The organism is Paenibacillus sp. FSL H8-0317, from assembly GCF_045040685.1.
Taxonomy (GTDB): Bacteria; Bacillota; Bacilli; order Paenibacillales; family Paenibacillaceae; genus Paenibacillus.
On the sequence record NZ_CP150294.1, the window covers coordinates 5,889,176 to 5,910,039 of the forward strand.

A 20,864-nucleotide genomic window follows, 5' to 3' on the forward strand; every position below is an offset into this window, starting at 1 on the left:
GCTCTTCCTGTAAGAAAACTCAAACAGAGCTGACGCTTCTGCGCCAGCCCTAGCCATAATTACACCGTCTGATAAGATTCAACAAATACGAAAAACGGTTGCCGCAGAACGGAACCGTTTCGATCTGGATATGATCCAGGGATAAACTGCGTCCCTCACTCCTGATGTGCTTGCACATTGTGCAATGCCCGTTCAGCCAGTGCTGCCAGAAGATGTGCTCCCAGCGGCAGAGCCCGTTCATCCATATCAAAGCCAGGGTGATGCCACTCATGCGGGCCAGAGGTGCCCAGGAAGAGGAACAGGCCCGGAACTTCTTTTTGATAAAAAGAGAAGTCCTCACCTGCTGGAGAAGGTAGCGGTCTAACACTATTCAATCCAATCTCACTTGCAACTTGCTCCGCCGCAGATGCGAGAGACTCATCGTTGACCACGGCAGGTGGTCCCTGAATCCAGCGAACCGTAGCCCGTGTGCCATAAGCTGCTGCCACACCGGCGACTACCTGATTGAAACGCTCGCGAATCCGTGCACGCACTTTCTCATCAAAGGTACGCACTGTGCCATCGAGTATCGCTTCATCCGGAATGACGTTCCAGGCTGTGCCGCTGTGGAGCTTGGTGACACTGATTACAGCACTCTCCTGTGCTCCCACATTGCGACTCACAATGGCCTGTAATGCCGTAACAATATGTGCGGCAACCACGATTGGATCAATGCCGGCTTCAGGCACGGCTGCATGGGTGCCTACACCTTCCACTTTGACAACAAAACCGTCTGCTGCTGCCATCAATGCGCCTTCCCGAATGCCCACCGTACCTACCTGGAGATCAGGTTTGTTATGTAACCCGAATACCGCCCGAACATCGGATAATGCGCCAGTCTGGATCACTTGCCGAGCACCCGTTGCTTTTTCCTCCGATGGCTGGAATATCAACCGTACTTTTCCCGGTAGAATGGACTCGCGCTGTTTCAGTAATCGTGCAGCACCAATCAGAATTGCCGTGTGCACGTCATGTCCGCAAGCGTGCATCTTTCCATCTACTTGGGAGGCAAATTCCAGCTTTGTCTCTTCCTGAATGGGCAGCGCATCAATGTCCGCTCTTAAGGCAACAACAGGACCGTCCCCTTGACCCACTTCAGCGACAAGCCCTGTCCGCAGCACATATTCGTCTGCAATACGAACGCCTTCCTCTTCCAGCCAACCGCGAATGGCAACTGTCGTCTCCTTTTCCTCGCCGGACAATTCCGGGTTACGATGCAAATGTCGTCGAATGGTGATTAAACGTTCCGCGAATTCTTCCGCCCGTTCACCGTCCAGTTCATGCTCGGGGCCCTGTACTTGTTGCTCAGAATGCTGCTTGGGCTGTTCCAGATCACTTTTCATCACATGGCCTCCCATTCGTATATATTCACTGCTATTTTCACTGCCTACTTCTATCCGATTGCTGCTTCTTCCTTGGATTCCAGTGCAAATTCACTGAGTCCCTGCTCTGCCAAAATTTCACGCAACAATTCGAATGAACGAATTCGCTTGGTAAAGTCCCGTGTAGCTGTAGTCACAATGAACTCTTCCACAGCAAACTCCTGCTGGAACTTCAGCAGCGCCTGACCTACACTTTCCTTCGTACCCCGGGTCACACTTGGCTCCAAAATCTCGATCCGATAGGTTTCGTTTGATTGACGTCCGAATTCTTCCGCCTGTTCCACAGAACCAACCGTCAGCACCTTCCCACTCTCCAGATGGATCTTCACCAGCATATGCTCGCTCGCAAGTCCTTCCGCTTCTTCCTCACTTTCGGCCACAATTAACGATATGGCTAGTGCAGCATAAGGCTCTCGTCCCTGGGAACGATCGAATTGTTCACGATATACACGGATCGCTTCAAGCGCTACCCCTATATTACTGTTAATGAACAGCGAAAAGACATATGGGAGTCCCAGTTCCGCAGCCATGCCCGCACTATCAACACTTGCTCCAAGTACGTACAGCTCCGCTGGAATGTCGGACACAGGCGAAGCGCTGAGACCTGCAAGTGGATGCGACTGATCTTCAAGCGGCTCATTGTGGATGTATCGTTTCACCTGAACGATTTTCTCTTGAAGAGATGCGGCTTCCTGAATACCTTCCTGCAACGCCTGTGTCGAACGTGGTAACCCGCCTGGTGCACGGCCGATTCCCAGGTCAACTCTTCCTGGTCCGAGCGCTGCGAGTATATTGAAATTCTCGGCGACTTTGTATGGACTGTAATGCTGGAGCATTACTCCGCCGGACCCCAGCCGAATCCGCTTTGTATGCGCAAGCAAGTGGGAGATGAGTACCTCTGGGGAGGAACCTGCAACATGCCCTGAATCATGGTGCTCCGATACCCAGAACCGATGGAATCCCAGCTGCTCTGCCCGTTGTGCCAGCTCAATCGTATGTCGAAAAGCATCCACTGCCGTTTCCCCTTCATAGATCGGGGTCTGATCCAAAATGCCAACACGAATACTCATATCCTTCTCCTCCTTGATTGTGCTGAACCACTATTCTTGAATCACTATTAAGTTGAACTGGAGATGTTACACTTTATCACTCCGATTGCAGTACCATCTTCCGATCACTCTTATCCCCAGATTTTCTTTACTCCCTTGGTTCAAGGGAAAAATCTGTTGATAAATGCGCACGCTTCGCTTCTTCAGATTGGTTCTGCACTCTCCGTTTTGGTGTAAAAGTCAGATTCATCGTTAGACGCTCTATAACTTTCGCAGCAGTTCCCCGAAGGGCTCTGCCAATGGCGAATATTCTTCTTTTAACGTGACGACGCTGATCTGCAACGATACACCAGCCACCTCATGTACCTGAATGGGGAACAACTCCTGATTCTGCACTTCCTTCTTCACCGTGAGTCCCGGGAGAAAGGCAATGCCTGCCCCTTGCATAACCAGTTTCTTCGCCGTCTCCGAATTATCGACATGATATGTAATATTCGGCGGATGTTCCAGCGAGTCGAAAGCCCGGTGAATGCGAAGCCAGTCCAGTGAACCACATTCGAAAAAGACCAGTTGCTCATTCCGGATGGCTTCCATGCTGACATGCCCGCTCTCAATGAATGGATGCCCTTTGTACACATAGAGCTGGATCGGATCTTCATAAAAAGCAACTGTACGGATCGCAGGATGCATGACCTTGCGCACAAAAGCAAGATCGATCTCCTGACCAAGCAGTTTGGCAATCAGCTGATCCGTCGTTGCTGTCGTCAATTTGATATTAATTTCGGGGTAAGCTTCCTTGATCTTGGGTAGAAAATCGGGAATGACATAGTTGGATACCGATACTGTACTACCAAGCCGAAGAGCATCCGGTGTTGTCCGGCGCTGCTGAATCTTCTGCTTGCCCTTCTGAATCACTTGCAGCACTTGCTGCGCATACGGCAGGAATTTCCGACCTTCTTCTGTCAGCACGATTTGTTTGCCAAGCCGATCAAACAACTTGCAGCCCAGCTCCCTTTCCAGTGACTGAATGCGAGCTGTGACCGAAGGTTGGGACAAGAAGAGTACTTCGGCAGCCTTATTGAAGCTTCCATAATGATTGATATATACAAATGCTTCAATATTCTCGATATTCATGAGCGCCTCCGTATCCACGTCCGCAGACGTTTGATCTTATATTGATTTATCCAATAAATTTACTTGGTTTTACGATATCGTAATCCCATCCTTTTCCAGTGTCAATAACAATTCATCCAGCGACCGATCCAGACGTGTAGTAATATCCGCCGAGAGCACAAATTTCCCATCATCCAGTCGTTCGATTCCCTGATCCACAGCATACACGCCACCCAAGATATGTCTTCCACCAAGGGCTGCCAGAACAGGCTTCAATGCATAATCAATGGCGAGCAGATGAGCAATAGAGCCACCGATAACGAGTGGGAGTATCAACTTGCCCCGTAACCCTTCTTGCGGAATCAGATCCAGGAACAGCTTGAGTACTCCCGAGAATGATGCCTTGTATACCGGTGTAGCCACAATAACTGCATCCGCCGCTTCCACGACAGCAAGTGCATCACGAATGAATGAGCTGTCAAACCGGGCTTGCACCAGATCCTCAGCGGGTAGATCCACAACATGAATGACTTCAACGGTGATGCCTGCCTCCGTTAATTTTTGGTTGCTGTAATCCGTCAGACCTGTCAAACGCGAACGCTTGGAAGGTGATCCGGCAATAATGACAACATGTGACATGAATTTCTCCTCCTCAAGCGTAAACGGCTGTCGCTGTCCTCTGGTGGCACAGCTACCGTTTCGCAGTGAAATATAAAAATGGATAGGGTGAAACTTATAAATTCTTATATTTTGGAATAGCGGTCAAGCCGCTCCTTTTACTTTGGGGTCCAGCCGATCGCGAATATCGTCTCCAATCAGATTAACCGCCAGTACAAACAACGTGATCGCCAGACCCGGGAACGTACAGATCCACCAGGCAACCGTCAGATACCCTCTACCTTGCGAGAGCAATGAGCCCCAATCCGGTATTTCCTTCAACACCCCTAGTCCCAGAAAACTGAGTCCGGAGCCCGTTAGAATTGATGTCCCTACGCCCAGCGTAGCCATGACCAGCAGGGGTGACAACGAATGTGGCAGTACATGTTTCCAGAAAATACGTGCATTGGAACCGCCCAGTGAACGTGTCGCTGTAATGAAAGGAAGACCTTTAACTGATATGACCTGCCCACGCATCACCCGTGCGTAGCCCGGAATGGAGGAAACCGCAACAGCCAGTGCAATGTTCATCAGTCCTGGCCCGAGAGCAGCTGCTACAGACAATGCAAGGAGCACGCCGGGTACAGCCATCAGAATATCGACAGCCCGCATCGTGATGGTATCAACAAATCCTCCGGCATATCCGGAGATAATACCCAGAGCACTACCGACAATACCGCCCACAAGAACGGAAGTAAATCCAATGAGCAGCGAATCCCTGCTTCCATGCACAACCACACTGAAGATATCCCTACCGAAATAGTCCGTCCCGAACAGATGCGCAGCAGAAGGAGCCTGCAGAATGGCATCCGTCATCATCTGAGTTGGATCATAGGGCGCAATCCAGCCGGGTACAATCGCACATGCCACAGTAAACACCACCACCAGCAATGCTGCATAAAAGAATAATCGGGATACCGCGAATGAGACGCGATAGCGCCAAGGGCGGCGATTCCACAGACGGATACGTCCTACACTGCCGGCCCATGCTTTTTTGTCACCAGCCAAAGGTTTCATGCTCATGAGCAACAACTCCTCCTTTCATAACTCCGCGTCAGGACACATCTGACTGTTCTATCCATGATCATGTGCGGACTGCACGCCGAACCCGGGGATCAATGTACGAATACGAGATATCCACCAGCAGGTTCAAGACCACATAGATAATGGATGTAAAGAAGACAACCCCTTGCACCACTGGCAAATCCTTGGCCATTAGCGCATCCGCAATAATTCGGCCGATTCCTTGTCTGGAGAAGACAGTTTCCACCACAACGGTGCCCGCAAGCAGATCACCGATCAGCATGCCGATTACCGTTACAGCAGGAATAAGCGCATTACGCAGTGCATGACCATACATGATGGCACGCTCCGAAAGTCCTTTGGCCCGTAATGCCACAATAAACGGTTCATTGATCACTTCCAGCATGCTGTTCCGCACCATCCGAACGATAAATCCTGCACCCACGAGACCCAGCGTAGCCGCCGGAAGAACCAGTGAGCTGAATCCGTCGGACCCCATGGCCGGGAACCAGCCAAGCTGTACCGAGAATAACAGGATGAGCAGAATCCCCGTCCAGAAGGTTGGCATGGAAATGCCAAACAGTCCAACGAGCCGGGCGACGAAATCAATCACGCCATTGCGATGAATCGCAGACAATACACCAAGTGTTATTCCAATCGTGATGGCAATGATTGAGCTGAGTGCGGTCAAAGCCAGCGTAGCCGGAAAATGTTCCAGGATTTTGGGCAGAACCGGATCGGAATTGATCATTGATTTACCAAAATCCCCACGCAGCATATCACCGAAATAGTTCGCAAACTGGATGTAAAACGGCTGATCCAGTCCAAGCTGGACCCGCAGATTCTCGATCATCTCCGGGGTAGCCGAGGACGGGTCCAGCATGAGCAGAACCGGATCACCCGGCAGAAGATACATGATGCAGTACACCAGCACCGAAGCTCCGAAAATAACCAGAAGCGATGTTGCAAGTCGTGACAGTATCGTTTGAACCATACCGGGATATCTCCTTCCTGAATCTGGATTGGCCGTTCATGTTAGGGCTGAATGCGGACGTCGTTAAAGAGTGGATACCCCAGCGAATCGAACTTGATGCCTTCGACCTTTTTGGATGCTGCGACCGTATACGGAAATACATAGATTGGCAAGATTACCGCTTGCTCAATCAGGTATTGTTGGATCTGATTATAGATCTCCACACGTTTATCAGGATCCGTCTCGACCGCTCCCTGCTCTAACAGTTCATCGATCTTTGGATCAGACAAACCGGACAATGTCGGACGCTCGCCCTCTGCACTCGTATGGTAGAAAGCATACAAGGCATTCGGATCGGAATTGACCTGACTGTTGCCATAGAGATCATAATCCCAGTTCTGATAGATGACTGTTGCGATATCTTTTGTAATCTCGACTTCAACGGCAATGCCAACCTGTTTCAACTGTTGCTGGATAATGGCAGCAATGTCATTGCGTTTCTCCCGATTGGGCGAACCATCAACATACCGAAGGGTCAGCTTCTGCCCGTCTTTGGCACGAATACCATCAGCACCTTTCACCCAGCCTTGTTCGTCCAGCAGCTGATTGGCTTTGTTAATGTCCGGGTTGATGCTTCCTTCCAGCGATGCATTATAACCCAGGATTCCAGGAGACAGTGCGGACCACGCACGTTCGTAGTTGCCCAGATACAATGTTTTGACAATCGATTCCACATCTACGGCGGATTGTACCGCCTGCCTTACTTTCACATCATCCCAAGGCGCTTTGCGCAGATTGAAAAAGAGTGTGTATGGCAGTCCAACTGTGTTGGCCTGCAACAGTTGCTGGTTCGGATCGTTTTTTAATGCAGCGATATTCTGCGGTGGAACCGTCTCGGCAGCGAGTACCTGACTACTCTGTACACTTCCGATTCGCGTCGCTTCTTCCGGTACAATTTTGAATGTGATCGTATCCACATGGGGCGCGCCTTTATTTTCAACCGTCTCAGGTCCCCAGTTGTAATCCTTGTTTTTGGCAACGACGATATCCGCATTTTCATCCCATTTCACAAAGGTATACGGACCTGTTCCCACCGGATTTTTACCCAGCTGATCGCCATATTTTTGGGCAGCCGTAGGGGATACGATCCCCAGCAGCGCCTGGCTCAAATTGCCGAGAAAGGCTTGCGATGGTGATTCCAGATTTACCTTGATCGTATATTCATCAATGACTTCGGAGGAGCTATAGGGTCTAATCAGGGCCAGAGAATTGGCAGCTTTGGTGGCTGGGTCGATCACCCGGTCCAGATTGTATTTCACGGCTTCCGCATTAAACGGTGTACCATCATGGAACTTCACACCTTCACGCAGCTTGAATGTATAACTCTTGCCGTCCTCAGATACGCTCCATTCCGTGGCAAGCCAAGGTTTGATGGAACCATCAGGCAGCTGCACGACCAGATTGTCGTAGATCGTCCGGATGGCGCGTACCGTTACGGCAAGCCCACTACGATGAGGGTCAAGCGTATCCGGTGAAGTCGCGAGTGCAAAAGTCAGGTTGCCTCCTTCAGCTTGCCCGGCCTGATTCCCGCCCGAAGCCTGTGCTGCAACGTTCGTGCTGCCTCCCGCCGCTCCGCAACCGGATAATACCATCACCAATACTGCTGCCAATGCCATATATTTCATCCATGAGATAGACCTGTTCATATCGCTTCCCCCTCTGTGTATACAGGTGTCATTTAATTGATGTTTATACCAATACTCTATATATCCTATGAATTAAGTCGGTTTTAAAGCAGTACAAAACGTAGTAATTGATTTCATTACCGGTTGGAGAAAACAGCCAGACAACATCAGATGCTCGTTCGCTCCCTATCCGTTATGCCAAATCAGATACAACTTGCTTCTTCGCAGCCGTATAACGGTTAACCGGAATCTGTACCCCAAGGTTACCTCGCAATGTATCGTGTTCATAGTCCGTACGATACAGGCCGCGTTCTTGCAGAATCGGCACAACGAGTTCCACAAAATCAGACAATCCACTTGGCAGTTCCGAAGCAATAATGAAACCATCCGCTGCTTCCGTCTCAAACCATTCCTGAATCTTGTCAGCGACCTGCTCCGGTGTGCCCAGGAATTTGCTGCGCGGTGTTGCTGCCCGCAGAGCCACTTCACGCAAGGTCAATCCCTGCTCTTTGGCATCCTTCTTGATCTTGTCGGTTCCACTGCGGAAACTGTTGCTTCCAATGCCATTCAGCTCCGGGAACGGTTCATCCAGCGGATATTGGGAGAAATCATGGTGTTCGAAGAAACGTCCCAGATAATCCAGCGCTTTATCAATGGTAACCAGGCTCGCGATCTCCTGATATTTCTGTTCAGCTTCCTCTTCGGTTTGCCCAACAATGGGATTGATACCTGGCAGAATAACAATATCCTGTGCAGAACGTCCATAGGAAGCCGCCCGTGATTTGACATCCTTATAGAATGCCTGTGCATCTTCAATTGTATCGTGTCCAGTAAAGACAGCATCCGCTTCTTGCGCTGCCAGCGTTTTGCCATCTTCCGATGAACCTGCCTGGAAAATCACCGGCTGTCCTTGCCGTGAACGGGCAATATTGAGCGGACCTTGTACGGAGAAAAACTCTCCTTCATGATTAAGCGTGTGCAGCTTGGATGGATCGAAGAATACACCGCTCTCTTTGTCTCTTACAAAGGCATCATCTTCCCAAGAGTCCCACAACCCTTTGGTTACCTGTAAATATTCCGCGGCAATGCGATAACGTTCCGGATGCGAAGGGTGACTGCTCTTGCTATAGTTCTTTGCTGTACCTTCCAGCGGAGAAGTCACGACGTTCCAGCCTGCACGGCCATCACTGATCTGATCGAGGGAACCGAACTGTCTGGCTACGGTGAACGGATCACTATAGGATGTCGAGAGGGTGCCCACCAGTCCAATGCGTGAAGTAACGGCAGCCAAAGCGGAGAGGATACTGATTGGTTCGAAGCGATTCAGGAAATGGGGAATGGATTTCTCGGTAATATACAGACCGTCTGCGATAAAGACCAGATCGAACTTGCCTTCCTCCGCTTTCAGTGCCTGACGTTTGTAGAATCCAAAGTTAACGCTGGCATCCGACAGAACCTCCGGGTGTCTCCATGTGGTGTTGCTTCCTCCAACCCCATGAATAATGGCTCCAAATTTCAAACTGCGTTTCGCTGTCATATGCACTCCGCCTTCCTTGGATTAGAATCTTCAAAAGAATGATCAAGGGCCAACTGAACTGATTAAGTATGCGAAATAACTTAAAAGTTAACTATTCCTATGAGTTTGGTTTGTTTTAATTTCACAAATCTTATCACTGCCCCGTTAAAGGGTCAACAGCGTGACTAATAGATTTTTTCTATATGAACATTGAAGATGTAAATAAGACCATTTACATCCCAAGTAAGCCATAACTTATGAACGTTCCAGCTGCTGTACAATTGCGATCTTGCATCATGCAGCAGCCGGAACGGCTTGCTCCAAAGGTATATATCAACTCCCGTTAGACTGCTGCCGCTTCGTCCGCTCGTGCCAGAAGTTCCGCCAGCTTCTCCAGATCAGGTTCCAGCAAGGCTTCAAACTTGCCATCCCCTCCCACTTCAATGACAGGTACATGCCGAATGCCATATTTTGCTTCAAGCACATCACGCAGCACGTCATTACCCTGCACTTCAATGTTCTCAAAAGGCTGGTTTTGCTCTGTCAGAAATGCTTTCACTTCCCCGCAGAAATGACAGCCTGTTTTGCTCCACAGCACGACTTTTTTGGTTGATGATGACATCGACATACCTCCTGATTAGTTTTAAGATCAAGATCTGGGCGATTGAATATGAACGCCCTAGACCTTCAATTCCCATCTGTTAAATAAGAATTATGGCTCTAAATGTACTCCCGTGCCCTTCCTGCGTCAATGGATCTGCTAATAGAATAAACCTATAACCAAATAGAAAGATTAAATTATAAATTTGAAAGATGGTTTATTTTACAGGAATGAATCACTATTGGCCCCTCTTAACCTGTTTAAAAGCTTGTTTTGCTAAATCAGTGTAGAACTCGATCTGATCCGGACTTCGATCTATAGCCCACCTCAGGGTATCAAAAGCTTTCAATAACAACACACGGCTCGCTTGATTCAGTTCGCGCTCTTGCTCTTGTGTGCCTGTCCCATATCCTTCTAAAAACGCTTTCAATTCTTCCTTGTCAGGACCTTCACCCCGTAGCTGGCATTGCATGAGTTGAATGATATCGCCATACGGCACGACGGTGACCTCCGCATTCCCCCAGTCCAGAAGGGTAATCTCACCCATTGAACTTACGATTGTATTCTTCAAGGAGAGATCGCCATGGCATAAACCAAAGCTGAACTTTTGCAATTTCAATTGTTCGAACCACTGCCTTACGAGCTGTGATTCCTTCATCGTAATGACACCAAGCTCAATCAATGGATCTTGCTCCGTGAGACTATTGATATTGTATTGCACATATCCTTGCCAACTGCCATCTGATCCTGCATGAGGGGGAGAGTAAAATTGGTTTTGTACGGGATCATGCATTTCCCTTCCGAAACCTGCCACCGGGATGGATTGCATACGTTGTGTGTACTCACCGAGTTTCCTCCAAATCACAGACGTGGGCACTGTCGTGTCCAACCCGTTATCCCCTTCCACATACGTTTGAATCATATAGGCATGTTCAGCGTTGACCCCAACGGACAATGTCTCTGGCCCAGGAATACTGGCACTCGCCGCTTGTTCGATGCACCATTTTTCTTTCACAAAGGTAGAATATGTATCTGGATCGTTCATGCGTACAACCACTTTATGACTTGCCGTCTCCACCAGGCAGACCTGATTAACAAAACCTTTACCGATGATATGATGTGAGCATGTTACTTTTTCCAGCAAAAAATCACTGGCAATCTGTTCGGCTTGTCTGACTATAGAATTCTTCATCCCGCATCCTCCCTATCCCTATATCATGATCCCAAGTTACGCTTGATGATAACTGCGTTGGTCATATTGTAAAAAGAATTCGTTGATCTTTCAATTATTCGGATGCGGAATGAATCAGAGCGATTCCACAGGGTACCGCTACATTTTCCATTCCGCATCATGCTGCTGATTCGCATAACTAGATTGCCTGACATTACAGATCTGGGTTCAAGAGCTGAGGTGGGGCGATAATGGGCCAGCCTTCTTCCATCGCATTCAGTTGGTCCGCAGACACGCTGACAATATGCCCGGAATGTACACCCCAGCGTTCTGCGGCATAGACCGATACAAATCGTCTCCGCTTGTCTCCGCTGATCTGATATCGAATCTCGGGTGCATCCACTGCGGCAACAATACTTCCTTCTGCCCATCCATTGTGAGAACCATGAACCGCTGTCGTATGCACCTGTTGTGATTCCCTCGGCCATTTTTGCACGTCCCCCGCTGATATCAGTGCTTCTCCGGCAGGAATGGCGAGCAGATCCGGCTTGGCAACCTGAACAGGAGATATTCCACGCGGTACAGGGATGTTCAGCTTACGCCGCCGACCGCCAGTTAGAGTATAGACATCTCCTTTGGCATCGGACAGGAACGAACCTTCCGGGTAGAAGTCATAACTGTGTCTGAACTGTAATGCTGGATCTTGGCTGCCCTGCGTTGAGATTCGCTGACGCGGATCCATTGGGGTTGTGTCACCATCCTCTTGTTGACCGGATGGGGTACCAGAGGTTTGTTCTCTAGCCAAGCGAGAGGTTTCGGCAACCAGCGCATGAGGATCTCCCCACTTTTGGCTATAAAACTGCTCGTTATCCTTATTCACTACAGCAAAGTCTTGCTCACCCAAGGCTTTCATACTGACACTTCCGAAGTGGTGGATAAAAGCATCCCCGGCTACCGCAAGCTGGTATCCTGCCAGCTTCACCCGGATGATCCAGTCATCATCTTCGAAATTGCCCACCGTGTACCCTTCGTCCAGATAACCTACCCGTTCCAGCAGCTCCCGTGAGAACAGCCAGCAGAATCCGACCAGGCGATCGGTTATTCGATGTTTGTCTGCATCCGGACGATTATGTGTGGCGGCAAAAGACCACATCTCTTCTACCTCACGGTACGGAACCTCAATCTGCTGATCCCCACCAATATAGTTGGTCACCGGACCCACCACACCAATCTTTGGATCACTGGCAAGACAAGTCATCATGTTATCCAGCCAGCCCGGAGTAACAAGCGTATCGTTGTTCAGCACGATGATATGTCGTCCTCTCGCCATCATCAGCCCATGATTGACACCTCCGGCAAACCCCCGGTTCTGATCCAGGGCAGCCACCCTCACCATGCCTCCTTTGCGGAGCATGGCCTCGGCAGTTCCATCCTTGGAGGCATTATCCACAACAATGATCTCGAAGGGGGCAGGGGTATGCTTTTCAATACTGGACACACATTTCAGCACATACTCCCGCTGATTGTACGTGGGGATAATAATGCTAACTCCTTCAAAAACAAGACCAAACGAGCTCTGTCCCTGTCGGACACCTTCGTTGTATCCTCTGGTATACCCCTGTTTGTAGAGCCTGGCGCCTTTGGGTGTGCGCCTGCTTTTGCCTTTACGTCTGGATTTCCGTATTGAGCGACGACCTGCTGCATGCAGGACTGCCATGTCAGATCGCGAGACATCGTGTTGTGTGGCACGGCGTGCCGCTTTTTTTTCGCTGCTTATGCTGCCATTCCGGTTGTTTTCACTGCGGCTGTTGTCACTGTGAGTGCTGATATTTGGAATGATGTTCAGATGACTGTGACCCTTTCGACGGACAACATTTCGAGCATTAACCTTGTTGTTACGACCATGACGTCCTTCCCCGCGCTGTTGATCGGGTGTGTTCATGTTGCTCCCTCCATTTCCACTTGTCCGTGAGACCAACACGCACATAACCAGCCCCCGGACGGTCCACTAGAGTTGAAGCTCTCCTGTTACCAGTTTGTCAGCCAAATGTCCAAAGTCCAGAGCGACCTTGCCGAGTTCACCTGCAATTCGCCGACACAGAATGACCGCCGGAATTCCCGCCGCCACTAACGCGATATCAAAAGCATGTTCTGCGGTTTGCTGCATCACCCTCGGAATATCCATAACTCCTGCCACAGAACCAATGATGCCTGTGACATGAATCCCTCGGCTATGCAGCAGTGCCGCAAGCTCTGGTGCCTGGCTGCCTATGAGCAGAACCCGCCGTCCTTGCAGCAAGGGCAACACCAGGCCGGACTGATGCAGACTGTAATTGATCGTGGAACTGGTCAATTTCAGCCGGGACCAGTCGATCCCGAAGTGGCGTAATACCGGGAATAACAGCCCCTGGAAGGTCGGTGCCCGCGAGATCGGCACGCCAACCCAGTCGGCGGCCTGTATGGCTTCCGCAAGCATCGCGCGGATGTCGGGGGTTGAGCATGGCACCCCTGCATAGGGCAGAAACGGTGCCAGCTCCTGCACTTCCTGGCCTGGCAGCACCGTATCGGCTGCCAGCGTGAGCAGTTCGCCATCTCCGAGGCGAACGACAGACAAGGGGCGCTGCGCATCCAGCGCCGCCGTGATGTGTCCAGCCATCTCATGAGGGCTGGACAGCCGGGCCAGGCTGGGCGCGTATTGGCGGAATCCCGCCGCGATCAGATCTGCCGCCGCCACGGCAGGCAGAATGTGATCCGGCGGGATGTGCTGCGCCACCAGCGCCTCCCCGCCGGCGAATACGCCGTCGCGGTAGCCCTCGGCGTAGCCGCCGGGCACGGCCTCCGCCTGCACTGCGTGCTCCGCGGGCGGAGGCGGCAAGCCCTTCGCGCTGCCCGCATTCGCGCCGGCAGCGCCTCCCCGCCCCGCGGGGGCGACACCCTTCGGGTGTGTCGCCTGGCGCGGGGCGGGGCCAGCACCGCTGGCAGGCATCGCCGGTGGCGTGCTGGCTTGCGGTGCTGGCAAGGGCGCACGGCGCATCGCCGTGCGCTGCTTGGCGCGGGCAGCGGCACGCCGGCCCCGCGCTGGTGCCCGCCTGCGCCCAGCAGTGGCCTGGCGCAGGCCGGCTTTACCTTTGCCGGTGCGGCTGGCTCTTGCCGCTTTGCTCGCACTCGCAGAGCCAGCTTTGCCTGCTCTGCCAACAACACTGCCTGTGCTGCTCGCTTTCCTTGCAGCAGCCTTATGCGCTGCGCCGGCAGATGTACCCGCTTTGGTCAGGGTACTACGTTTCCCTGACTTCAGACCTTTGACTCCAGCAGAACCTGTACCTGCTGCTGCCGGAGTGCCACTGCCCATAAATACGGCCGGGTGGATGCCCCGGGGTTTACCCGACACGGAGACCCTAGCGGCCCCGGTGCGTGTCACTACTCTCACGCCATTCCCTCCTTTGGCATGCACGAGGATTGTCGCTGCGCAAAGCGCCGGAGCATCCTTCCAGCTCCGGCGCAGAATGTTCTGCTCCCATGGGGCACCGCACAGCGGCAGCATTAGTCGCATATATTTTAGGGCAATTGTCCTTTCATACGGACAGCTGCTTCCTGGAGCGAATCAAATGTACCTGCATCACTCCAGTATTTCTGCAAAATGTCGTATTCCAGTCCGCCAGCAGATGCGTAGTGATTATTCACATCCGTAATTTCAAGTTCTCCGCGCGCAGACGGAGCAATGTTGCGAATCAGGTTAAATACATGATCGTCATACATGTATATGCCAGTCACACAATAAGAGGTTTTCGGCTGGCTTGGCTTCTCCTCAATGTAAGAGATTCGCTCTGGATGCTTTGGATCAAAAACAGGGACCCCGTAACGTCGTGCATCATCCACCTCTTTGAGCAGAACTCGCGCTGTACCAGCAGGTTGCTGCATGTAACGGTCCACATAAGGCTTCAGATCATCGCTGAAGAGATTATCACCGAGAAGCACAACGAATTTTTCGCCAGGAAGAATAAAGGAAGTTGCCAGGTCCAATGCTTCCGCAATCCCGCCTGCCTTTTCCTGAATGCGATAAGTCAACTTCACCCCATGATCCGCTCCGCCACCAAGATACTCTGTATATAACCCGGCGGAATGTTTGTTGATCACAATCAATAGTTCATCAATGCCTGCCTGGCGGAGCCTGTCGATGCCATACATAATCATCGGATGTTTACCGACTGGAAGCAGATGTTTGTTAATGAGCCGGGTCAGCGGATACAGTCTAGTTCCTGTTCCGCCGGCAAGAATTACACCTTTCATTCCACGTTCCCTCCTTCATCGGATATGTCCATATATTCAAGCGGATCGACATGCCATTTGTTCATAAAAATCGAACGATTACGCTCAAGCAGCTGTTTCCATGCTACCGGATCTGTCTTCTGGAAGCTGGCACTTCCCTGATGATGCACGAGAACATCTCCACATACCAGCAGGCGATATCCCTGCAATCTTGCTCTATAACAATAATCGTCATCCTCATAGTGTCCCGGAGAATATGCCTCGTCAAGCAGTCCAACCGATTCCACGACATCTCGTTTCATCAGCATGCACAGACCGACAATCCGACGTACTTCCCTCCACCTTGAAGAATCCGCAACATTATTGGAATGGGCCAACTCCTGAAAATGTTCCATGTCCCGAAACGCCAATTCAATCTGCTGGATGCCGCTTGCATAATTCGTAACAGGACCCGTGATCCCAATGCTTGCGTCACTGTACAGCGCCGTTCGCAGGTTCTCCAGCCAACGGGGCGTGACCGTAACATCATTGTTCAACAGCAACAGCTCATCCCCGCAGGCTGCACGAAGTCCAGCGTTACACGCTGCCGGAAACCCCCGATTGTCCGGGAACCTTACAAATCGAATTCGCTCCAGCGCACAATATTCAGCCGTTCCATCCGTCGAACCGTTATCTACCACGATAATTTCATATGACGCAGGATCGCCCGAGTATTGACGTATGGCATCGATGCAGGGCCTGATCAGATCCAGACCATTGTACGTTGGGATAATCATACTCGTCAGTGTCATTAGGCGTTCCTCCTGTAAGCCACTTCTACACGGGAGAGTGTATGTGCCTGGGCTGGATTCCAACCTGTACCCAGCAATGTAGCCAGTGCCTCCAGATGATCTCCGATGATCAATTTGGCGACGTCATTCCCACTTCCCGTGTTACCAGGACGCAACCGATTGGAACGAATAACATCCACCTGACTTGGTGCCGAGACGTTCATTCCATGCTGAATAGCTAGACTTTGTGCCTTAGGTGGAACGGCCAGTGATGCTGGTTTCACGGTCTGAATCATACGACGAGACAATGCATGGGGCACGGCTGTCATGGAATTGGAACCCAGATCTGCCCTGCCTAATGTTCGGTTCAGATATGCTTTGATCCGGCTTACCTCATCCTGCCCTGCAAACGCAGGAAGCAAAGACGTCAGATTATTCAACGCCACATCCTGTCCCCGATCAACTGCGAACAGAAAGGGTGCAAGCTGTTCAGCCGAGACGACCATATCTCCATCCACAAAAAGTACCGTCTCCGCATCCGTCATCTTGGCTCCAAGTGCCCTGCCGACATCATGTCCTGCCCGATCAGGTTCATAGATTACTGTAAGTCCCGGCTGCCTTAGTACCTGCTTCAAACTGTCATCTGTCGTTCCATTCAGTACCACAATAATATCCGTCAGAGGCAACCGCTTGAGTTGCAATAACACCTGCCCCAGTGTGTGTTCCTCATTACAGGCACAGACAATGGCAGCAGCCGAATGACGAAGAGGGAGTGGCACGATCTGGAATGAATGTCCCGAGGCCTGAGCATAACCCTGCATAAATGCCTTACCTGCCTTCAGAGCTAGCTCGAAGTTGCTTAGCTCCGCAACGTTCGCCGCGTGTGCATTCCATACGAGACGTGCGTGTTTTTCTGATACTGTGTTGTTCGCCTTTGCCTCGCTTCCTGCAACTTGCCCCGCTTTCCACATCAAGTGCAGATCTACTTGGCCAGACTTTGCTCGGCTTCTTCTTTTTTTTTGAATATCTACATGCTTCTTGTTCCTAAGACGCTTGTTCATTACTGTTCTTTCTGCTGTCGTTTGTCTATTTGTTGTCCGCCTGCGGCGGACAACCCCTGAACGTCCCTTCATTTCCTCACCTCCAGCATGCTGCATCATCCGATGCGACATGCTTACCTCGCCAGGTTGCGAACACGTTTCAGATCGGTATAACCTCCGCGGGGACCGAGCGTATCCGTAATCCACTTGATCGCTGCCATATGATCATTCAGTACCACTTGACTTAGCAGATCAGGTCCGCTTCGCTTCTTGTTTCGAACTGCATTCATTCTACCCACAGGTACGTGATGAACAGCGCGTACCCGAAGTCCACCGATCACGGCCTTGACTTGTGCGAGTGGCGGAACCTCCAGTGAGGATATGCCCATGACCTCAAGTCCTTTTCGGCTTATTGCATGTGGAATAGCTGTCATGGATGCCCCCCGGAGATCGGATCTTGCGAGTATGCTGTTCAACATGTGTTTGGCCTCCACTACCGGATGAACGGGATGATGAGTGACCGGCCCATGGTAGTCGTTAAGCGCCACATCCGTTCCCATCAGCACAGCCTTCACGTAAGGCGCAAGATGCTCTGCGGGAATTGCGATATCTGCATCAGTAAATAGCAACACCTGACCATAGGCCGCTGCCGCGCCTACTTTTCGTCCTCCATCATGCCCCAGCGCTTCTACATACGTGAGCACTCGTGCTCCAGCCCGTTTGGCTGCGTTAGCCGTACCGTCTGTTGAACCATTCACAACGACAAGCACTTCAGCATCACGGCATATCCGCCGCGCTTCACGGACAACTGCACCAATCCTTTTCTCCTCATTCATGGCAGGAATAATGACCGAGAGCATCGGTCGCCGAGAAACATCCCTGTGTGAAGGAGCATCACTCATGCCATTTTCCGCTCCATTCTCTACTCCATCCTTAGCCTGTGACATCAGCTGTTTGGATGGAATAACGAACGTATAGGCCTTTGTACCCTTTTTGTGTCCAGACTTCCATTTTCGTTTCTTCAGTACTGTTTTTCTTCGTGTCACATTGGATCGAGTTGCATAACGTGCTGTGGCACGGGTTTTACGCAACAGTTTCACCTCCCGCATTCGATCATCGGCATGCCAAGGGAGTACACGTTATTCTATGTATTCGTGGAGCAGTGGAAACGGCGTTTGTCCTTGCACTAAGCAGGTTCTCCCTGTGAACACGAGGGTACAGGCCTTGCTTTTAGACAAAATACGTCAAAATATGTGGAAAACGCTACCTCTCCCCTACTTCAGACACAATTTTAACAAAAATCTAAAATTGTATCTTTTCCAAAGTTTTACATTGTGATAATATACGTTCCAAGCAGTTTTATTTACAAAAATAACCTTATGGTGAACGTAAGTTCCCCTATATTTTTTAAATCAATTTATTGACCTTAGGTTGATTAGATGATGACCTCATTCACAGAACCTGTTAAGCAGATACATTTTACTCTTGAGAGGAGTGATGCGGTTCAGAACACACTGCATTTGTCATTTACGCAAACCCGGATTGAACACCCCAGTTTTCCGTGAACGTATCTTCTACCTGCGCAATTGGACAACCCCCGGCTTTGCTGAAAGAGGAACACAATAGACGATTAAACCTTCGGGTTGAACTGAATAAACGGTTATCCTTTTGTTTGGTGTCGTGCTTAACACTTCCCGAGCTAAGACCAAGCCGGTTTTGTTCCAATCGTTTCTTGTCTCATTCCACGCTTCAGGTTCAGCCCCACGCTCCGCGCTGCCCAAGTTGCAGACGGAATTCCAACCGAGACTGGCATGAACATTTTCCAACCAAAAAATAAGTATAAGAATGGGAGAGTTTACTATGAAATTCGCCAAAGTTATGCCAACAATTCTTGGAGGAGCTCTTTTGCTCGCTTCCGTATCCTCTGCTACTGCAGCTCCAGTGTCTGATCAATCCATTCCACTTCAGGCCCCTTATGCCTCTGAGGAGGGTATTCCATTGAACAGTGGAACAGATGATACCATCTTTAATTATCTTGGACAGCAGGAACAATTCCTGAATTCCGATGTGAAATCCCAGCTCAAAATTGTCAAAAGAAACACAGACACATCTGGCGTAAGACACTTCCGCCTGAAACAGTATATTAAAGGTATCCCGGTTTATGGTGCAGAACAGACAGTCCACCTGGACAAAACCGGAGCCGTTAGCTCCGCACTTGGCGATCTTCCACCGATTGAAGAGCAGGCCATTCCGAATGATGGTGTAGCCGAGATCAGCGGAGAAGACGCGATCCGTATTGCAACCGAAGAAGCAACCTCCCGGATCGGAGAGCTTGGTGCCGCGGAAATCACACCTCAAGCTGAATTGAACATCTACCATCATGAAGAAGATGGTCAGACGTATCTGGTTTACATTACCGAAGTAAACGTACTGGAACCTGCCCCTCTACGGACCAAATATTTCATTAACGCAGTGGATGGCAGTATCGTATCCCAGTTTGACCTCATTAACTTTGCCACCGGAACAGGTACAGGTGTACTTGGAGATACCAAAACCCTGACAACCACCCAATCCGGCAGCACCTTCCAACTGAAAGACACCACTCGCGGCAATGGCATCCAAACGTACACAGCGAACAATGGCTCCTCACTGCCTGGTAGCTTGCTCACGGATTCGGATAATGTATGGACCGATCGTGCAGGTGTAGATGCTCATGCTCATGCGGCTGCTACGTATGATTTCTACAAAAACAAATTCAACCGTAACGGTATTAATGGTAACGGATTGCTGATCAGATCAACCGTGCACTACGGCTCCAATTACAATAACGCCTTCTGGAACGGGGCACAGATTGTCTTTGGTGACGGAGATGGAACGACGTTCCGATCCCTGTCTGGTGACCTTGATGTTGTGGGTCATGAATTGACGCATGGTGTCATTGAATATACAGCCAATCTGGAATATCGCAATGAACCAGGTGCACTCAATGAAGCTTTTGCCGATATTTTCGGTAATACGATCCAAAGCAAAAACTGGCTGCTCGGTGATGATATCTACACACCTAACACTCCAGGAGATGCGCTGCGCTCCCTCTCCAACCCTACATTGTACGGTCAACCTGACAAATACAGCGATCGCTACACAGGCTCACAGGACAACGGCGGTGTCCATATCAACAGTGGTATCATCAATAAAGCCTATTTCCTTGCTGCTCAAGGCGGAACACATAATGGTGTGACTGTTACCGGAATCGGTCGGGATAAAGCGATCCAGATTTTCTACAGCACACTGGTGAACTACCTGACACCAACGTCCAAATTTGCCGCTGCCAAAACAGCTACCATTCAAGCAGCCAAAGATCTGTACGGAGCAACTTCCGCTGAAGCTACTGCCATTACCAAAGCGTATCAAGCTGTAGGCCTGTAAAATCTTATTTTATTGTGGTTGAACTTATAATGTACTCATCATAATGGTAACAAAACGTTCAGACACCCCTCACCGTCCGAACGGATTAAGCTTAGATCAACCAAAAGCGGTGTCCCGGACAACTCTGGACACCGCTTTTGTCATTTGTTTATT

Annotated in this window: 17 protein-coding genes; 1 reads left to right on the forward strand and 16 read right to left on the reverse strand. The window is 50.4% G+C overall.

Features of this window, described 5'->3' with window-relative positions; genetic code table 11:
* Positions 1-155 precede the first annotated feature (155 nt).
* The 16 genes from MHB43_RS26430 to MHB43_RS26505 form a co-directional block, all read right to left on the reverse strand.
* Complete coding sequence (locus tag MHB43_RS26430; RefSeq protein ID WP_405130779.1) at positions 156-1,382, reverse strand: amidohydrolase; 1,227 nt, start codon at positions 1,380-1,382, stop codon at positions 156-158.
* A 50-nt stretch (positions 1,383-1,432) separates the two neighbouring features.
* Positions 1,433-2,491 carry an LLM class flavin-dependent oxidoreductase gene (locus MHB43_RS26435; protein WP_405130780.1) on the reverse strand — a complete coding sequence of 353 codons (1,059 nt, stop codon included), beginning with the start codon at positions 2,489-2,491 and terminating at the stop codon, positions 1,433-1,435.
* 240 nt (positions 2,492-2,731) lie between these two features.
* Positions 2,732-3,604: a LysR family transcriptional regulator gene (locus tag MHB43_RS26440; protein WP_145325170.1), complete on the reverse strand. Its 873-nt coding sequence runs from the start codon at positions 3,602-3,604 to the stop codon at positions 2,732-2,734.
* A 69-nt stretch (positions 3,605-3,673) separates the two neighbouring features.
* Positions 3,674-4,222: an NADPH-dependent FMN reductase gene (ssuE, locus tag MHB43_RS26445; protein ID WP_405130781.1), complete on the reverse strand. Its 549-nt coding sequence runs from the start codon at positions 4,220-4,222 to the stop codon at positions 3,674-3,676.
* Between the two features lie 123 nt (positions 4,223-4,345).
* Positions 4,346-5,263, reverse strand: a complete 918-nt coding sequence (locus tag MHB43_RS26450) for an ABC transporter permease (RefSeq protein ID WP_405130782.1) — start codon at positions 5,261-5,263, stop codon at positions 4,346-4,348.
* A 61-nt stretch (positions 5,264-5,324) separates the two neighbouring features.
* Entirely contained in the window at positions 5,325-6,257 is a 933-nt protein-coding gene (locus MHB43_RS26455; RefSeq protein WP_036605816.1) for an ABC transporter permease, read from the reverse strand.
* A 41-nt stretch (positions 6,258-6,298) separates the two neighbouring features.
* Positions 6,299-7,942 (reverse strand): ABC transporter substrate-binding protein, encoded by a 1,644-nt coding sequence (locus MHB43_RS26460; protein ID WP_405130783.1) that lies wholly within the window; start codon positions 7,940-7,942, stop codon positions 6,299-6,301.
* 172 nt (positions 7,943-8,114) lie between these two features.
* Positions 8,115-9,458: an LLM class flavin-dependent oxidoreductase gene (locus MHB43_RS26465; protein WP_405130784.1), complete on the reverse strand. Its 1,344-nt coding sequence runs from the start codon at positions 9,456-9,458 to the stop codon at positions 8,115-8,117.
* Between the two features lie 322 nt (positions 9,459-9,780).
* Entirely contained in the window at positions 9,781-10,059 is a 279-nt protein-coding gene (locus tag MHB43_RS26470; protein ID WP_405130785.1) for a glutaredoxin family protein, read from the reverse strand.
* A gap of 217 nt (positions 10,060-10,276) precedes the next feature.
* Positions 10,277-11,230, reverse strand: coding sequence for an aminoglycoside phosphotransferase family protein (locus MHB43_RS26475; RefSeq protein ID WP_405130786.1), 954 nt, complete (start codon positions 11,228-11,230; stop codon positions 10,277-10,279).
* Between the two features lie 193 nt (positions 11,231-11,423).
* Positions 11,424-13,151: a glycosyltransferase family 2 protein gene (locus MHB43_RS26480; protein ID WP_339179060.1), complete on the reverse strand. Its 1,728-nt coding sequence runs from the start codon at positions 13,149-13,151 to the stop codon at positions 11,424-11,426.
* A gap of 66 nt (positions 13,152-13,217) precedes the next feature.
* Entirely contained in the window at positions 13,218-14,057 is an 840-nt protein-coding gene (locus MHB43_RS26485; protein WP_405130787.1) for a GT-D fold domain-containing glycosyltransferase, read from the reverse strand.
* 707 nt (positions 14,058-14,764) lie between these two features.
* A complete protein-coding gene (locus MHB43_RS26490; RefSeq protein ID WP_133387054.1) occupies positions 14,765-15,496 on the reverse strand; it encodes a sugar phosphate nucleotidyltransferase in 732 nt (243 codons plus the stop codon).
* Positions 15,493-16,266, reverse strand: coding sequence for a glycosyltransferase family 2 protein (locus MHB43_RS26495; protein WP_221820979.1), 774 nt, complete (start codon positions 16,264-16,266; stop codon positions 15,493-15,495). Before MHB43_RS26495 ends, MHB43_RS26490 begins: the two co-directional genes overlap by 4 nt.
* Positions 16,266-17,378, reverse strand: coding sequence for a glycosyltransferase family A protein (locus MHB43_RS26500; protein ID WP_405130788.1), 1,113 nt, complete (start codon positions 17,376-17,378; stop codon positions 16,266-16,268). Before MHB43_RS26500 ends, MHB43_RS26495 begins: the two co-directional genes overlap by 1 nt.
* A gap of 41 nt (positions 17,379-17,419) precedes the next feature.
* Positions 17,420-18,376: a glycosyltransferase family 2 protein gene (locus MHB43_RS26505; protein WP_405130789.1), complete on the reverse strand. Its 957-nt coding sequence runs from the start codon at positions 18,374-18,376 to the stop codon at positions 17,420-17,422.
* A 769-nt stretch (positions 18,377-19,145) separates the two neighbouring features.
* On the opposite strand from MHB43_RS26505, the gene MHB43_RS26510 reads away from it, so the two are divergent.
* On the forward strand, positions 19,146-20,711 hold the full coding sequence (locus tag MHB43_RS26510) for a M4 family metallopeptidase (protein WP_221820987.1): 1,566 nt from the start codon (positions 19,146-19,148) through the stop codon (positions 20,709-20,711).
* Positions 20,712-20,864: the final 153 nt, after the last annotated feature.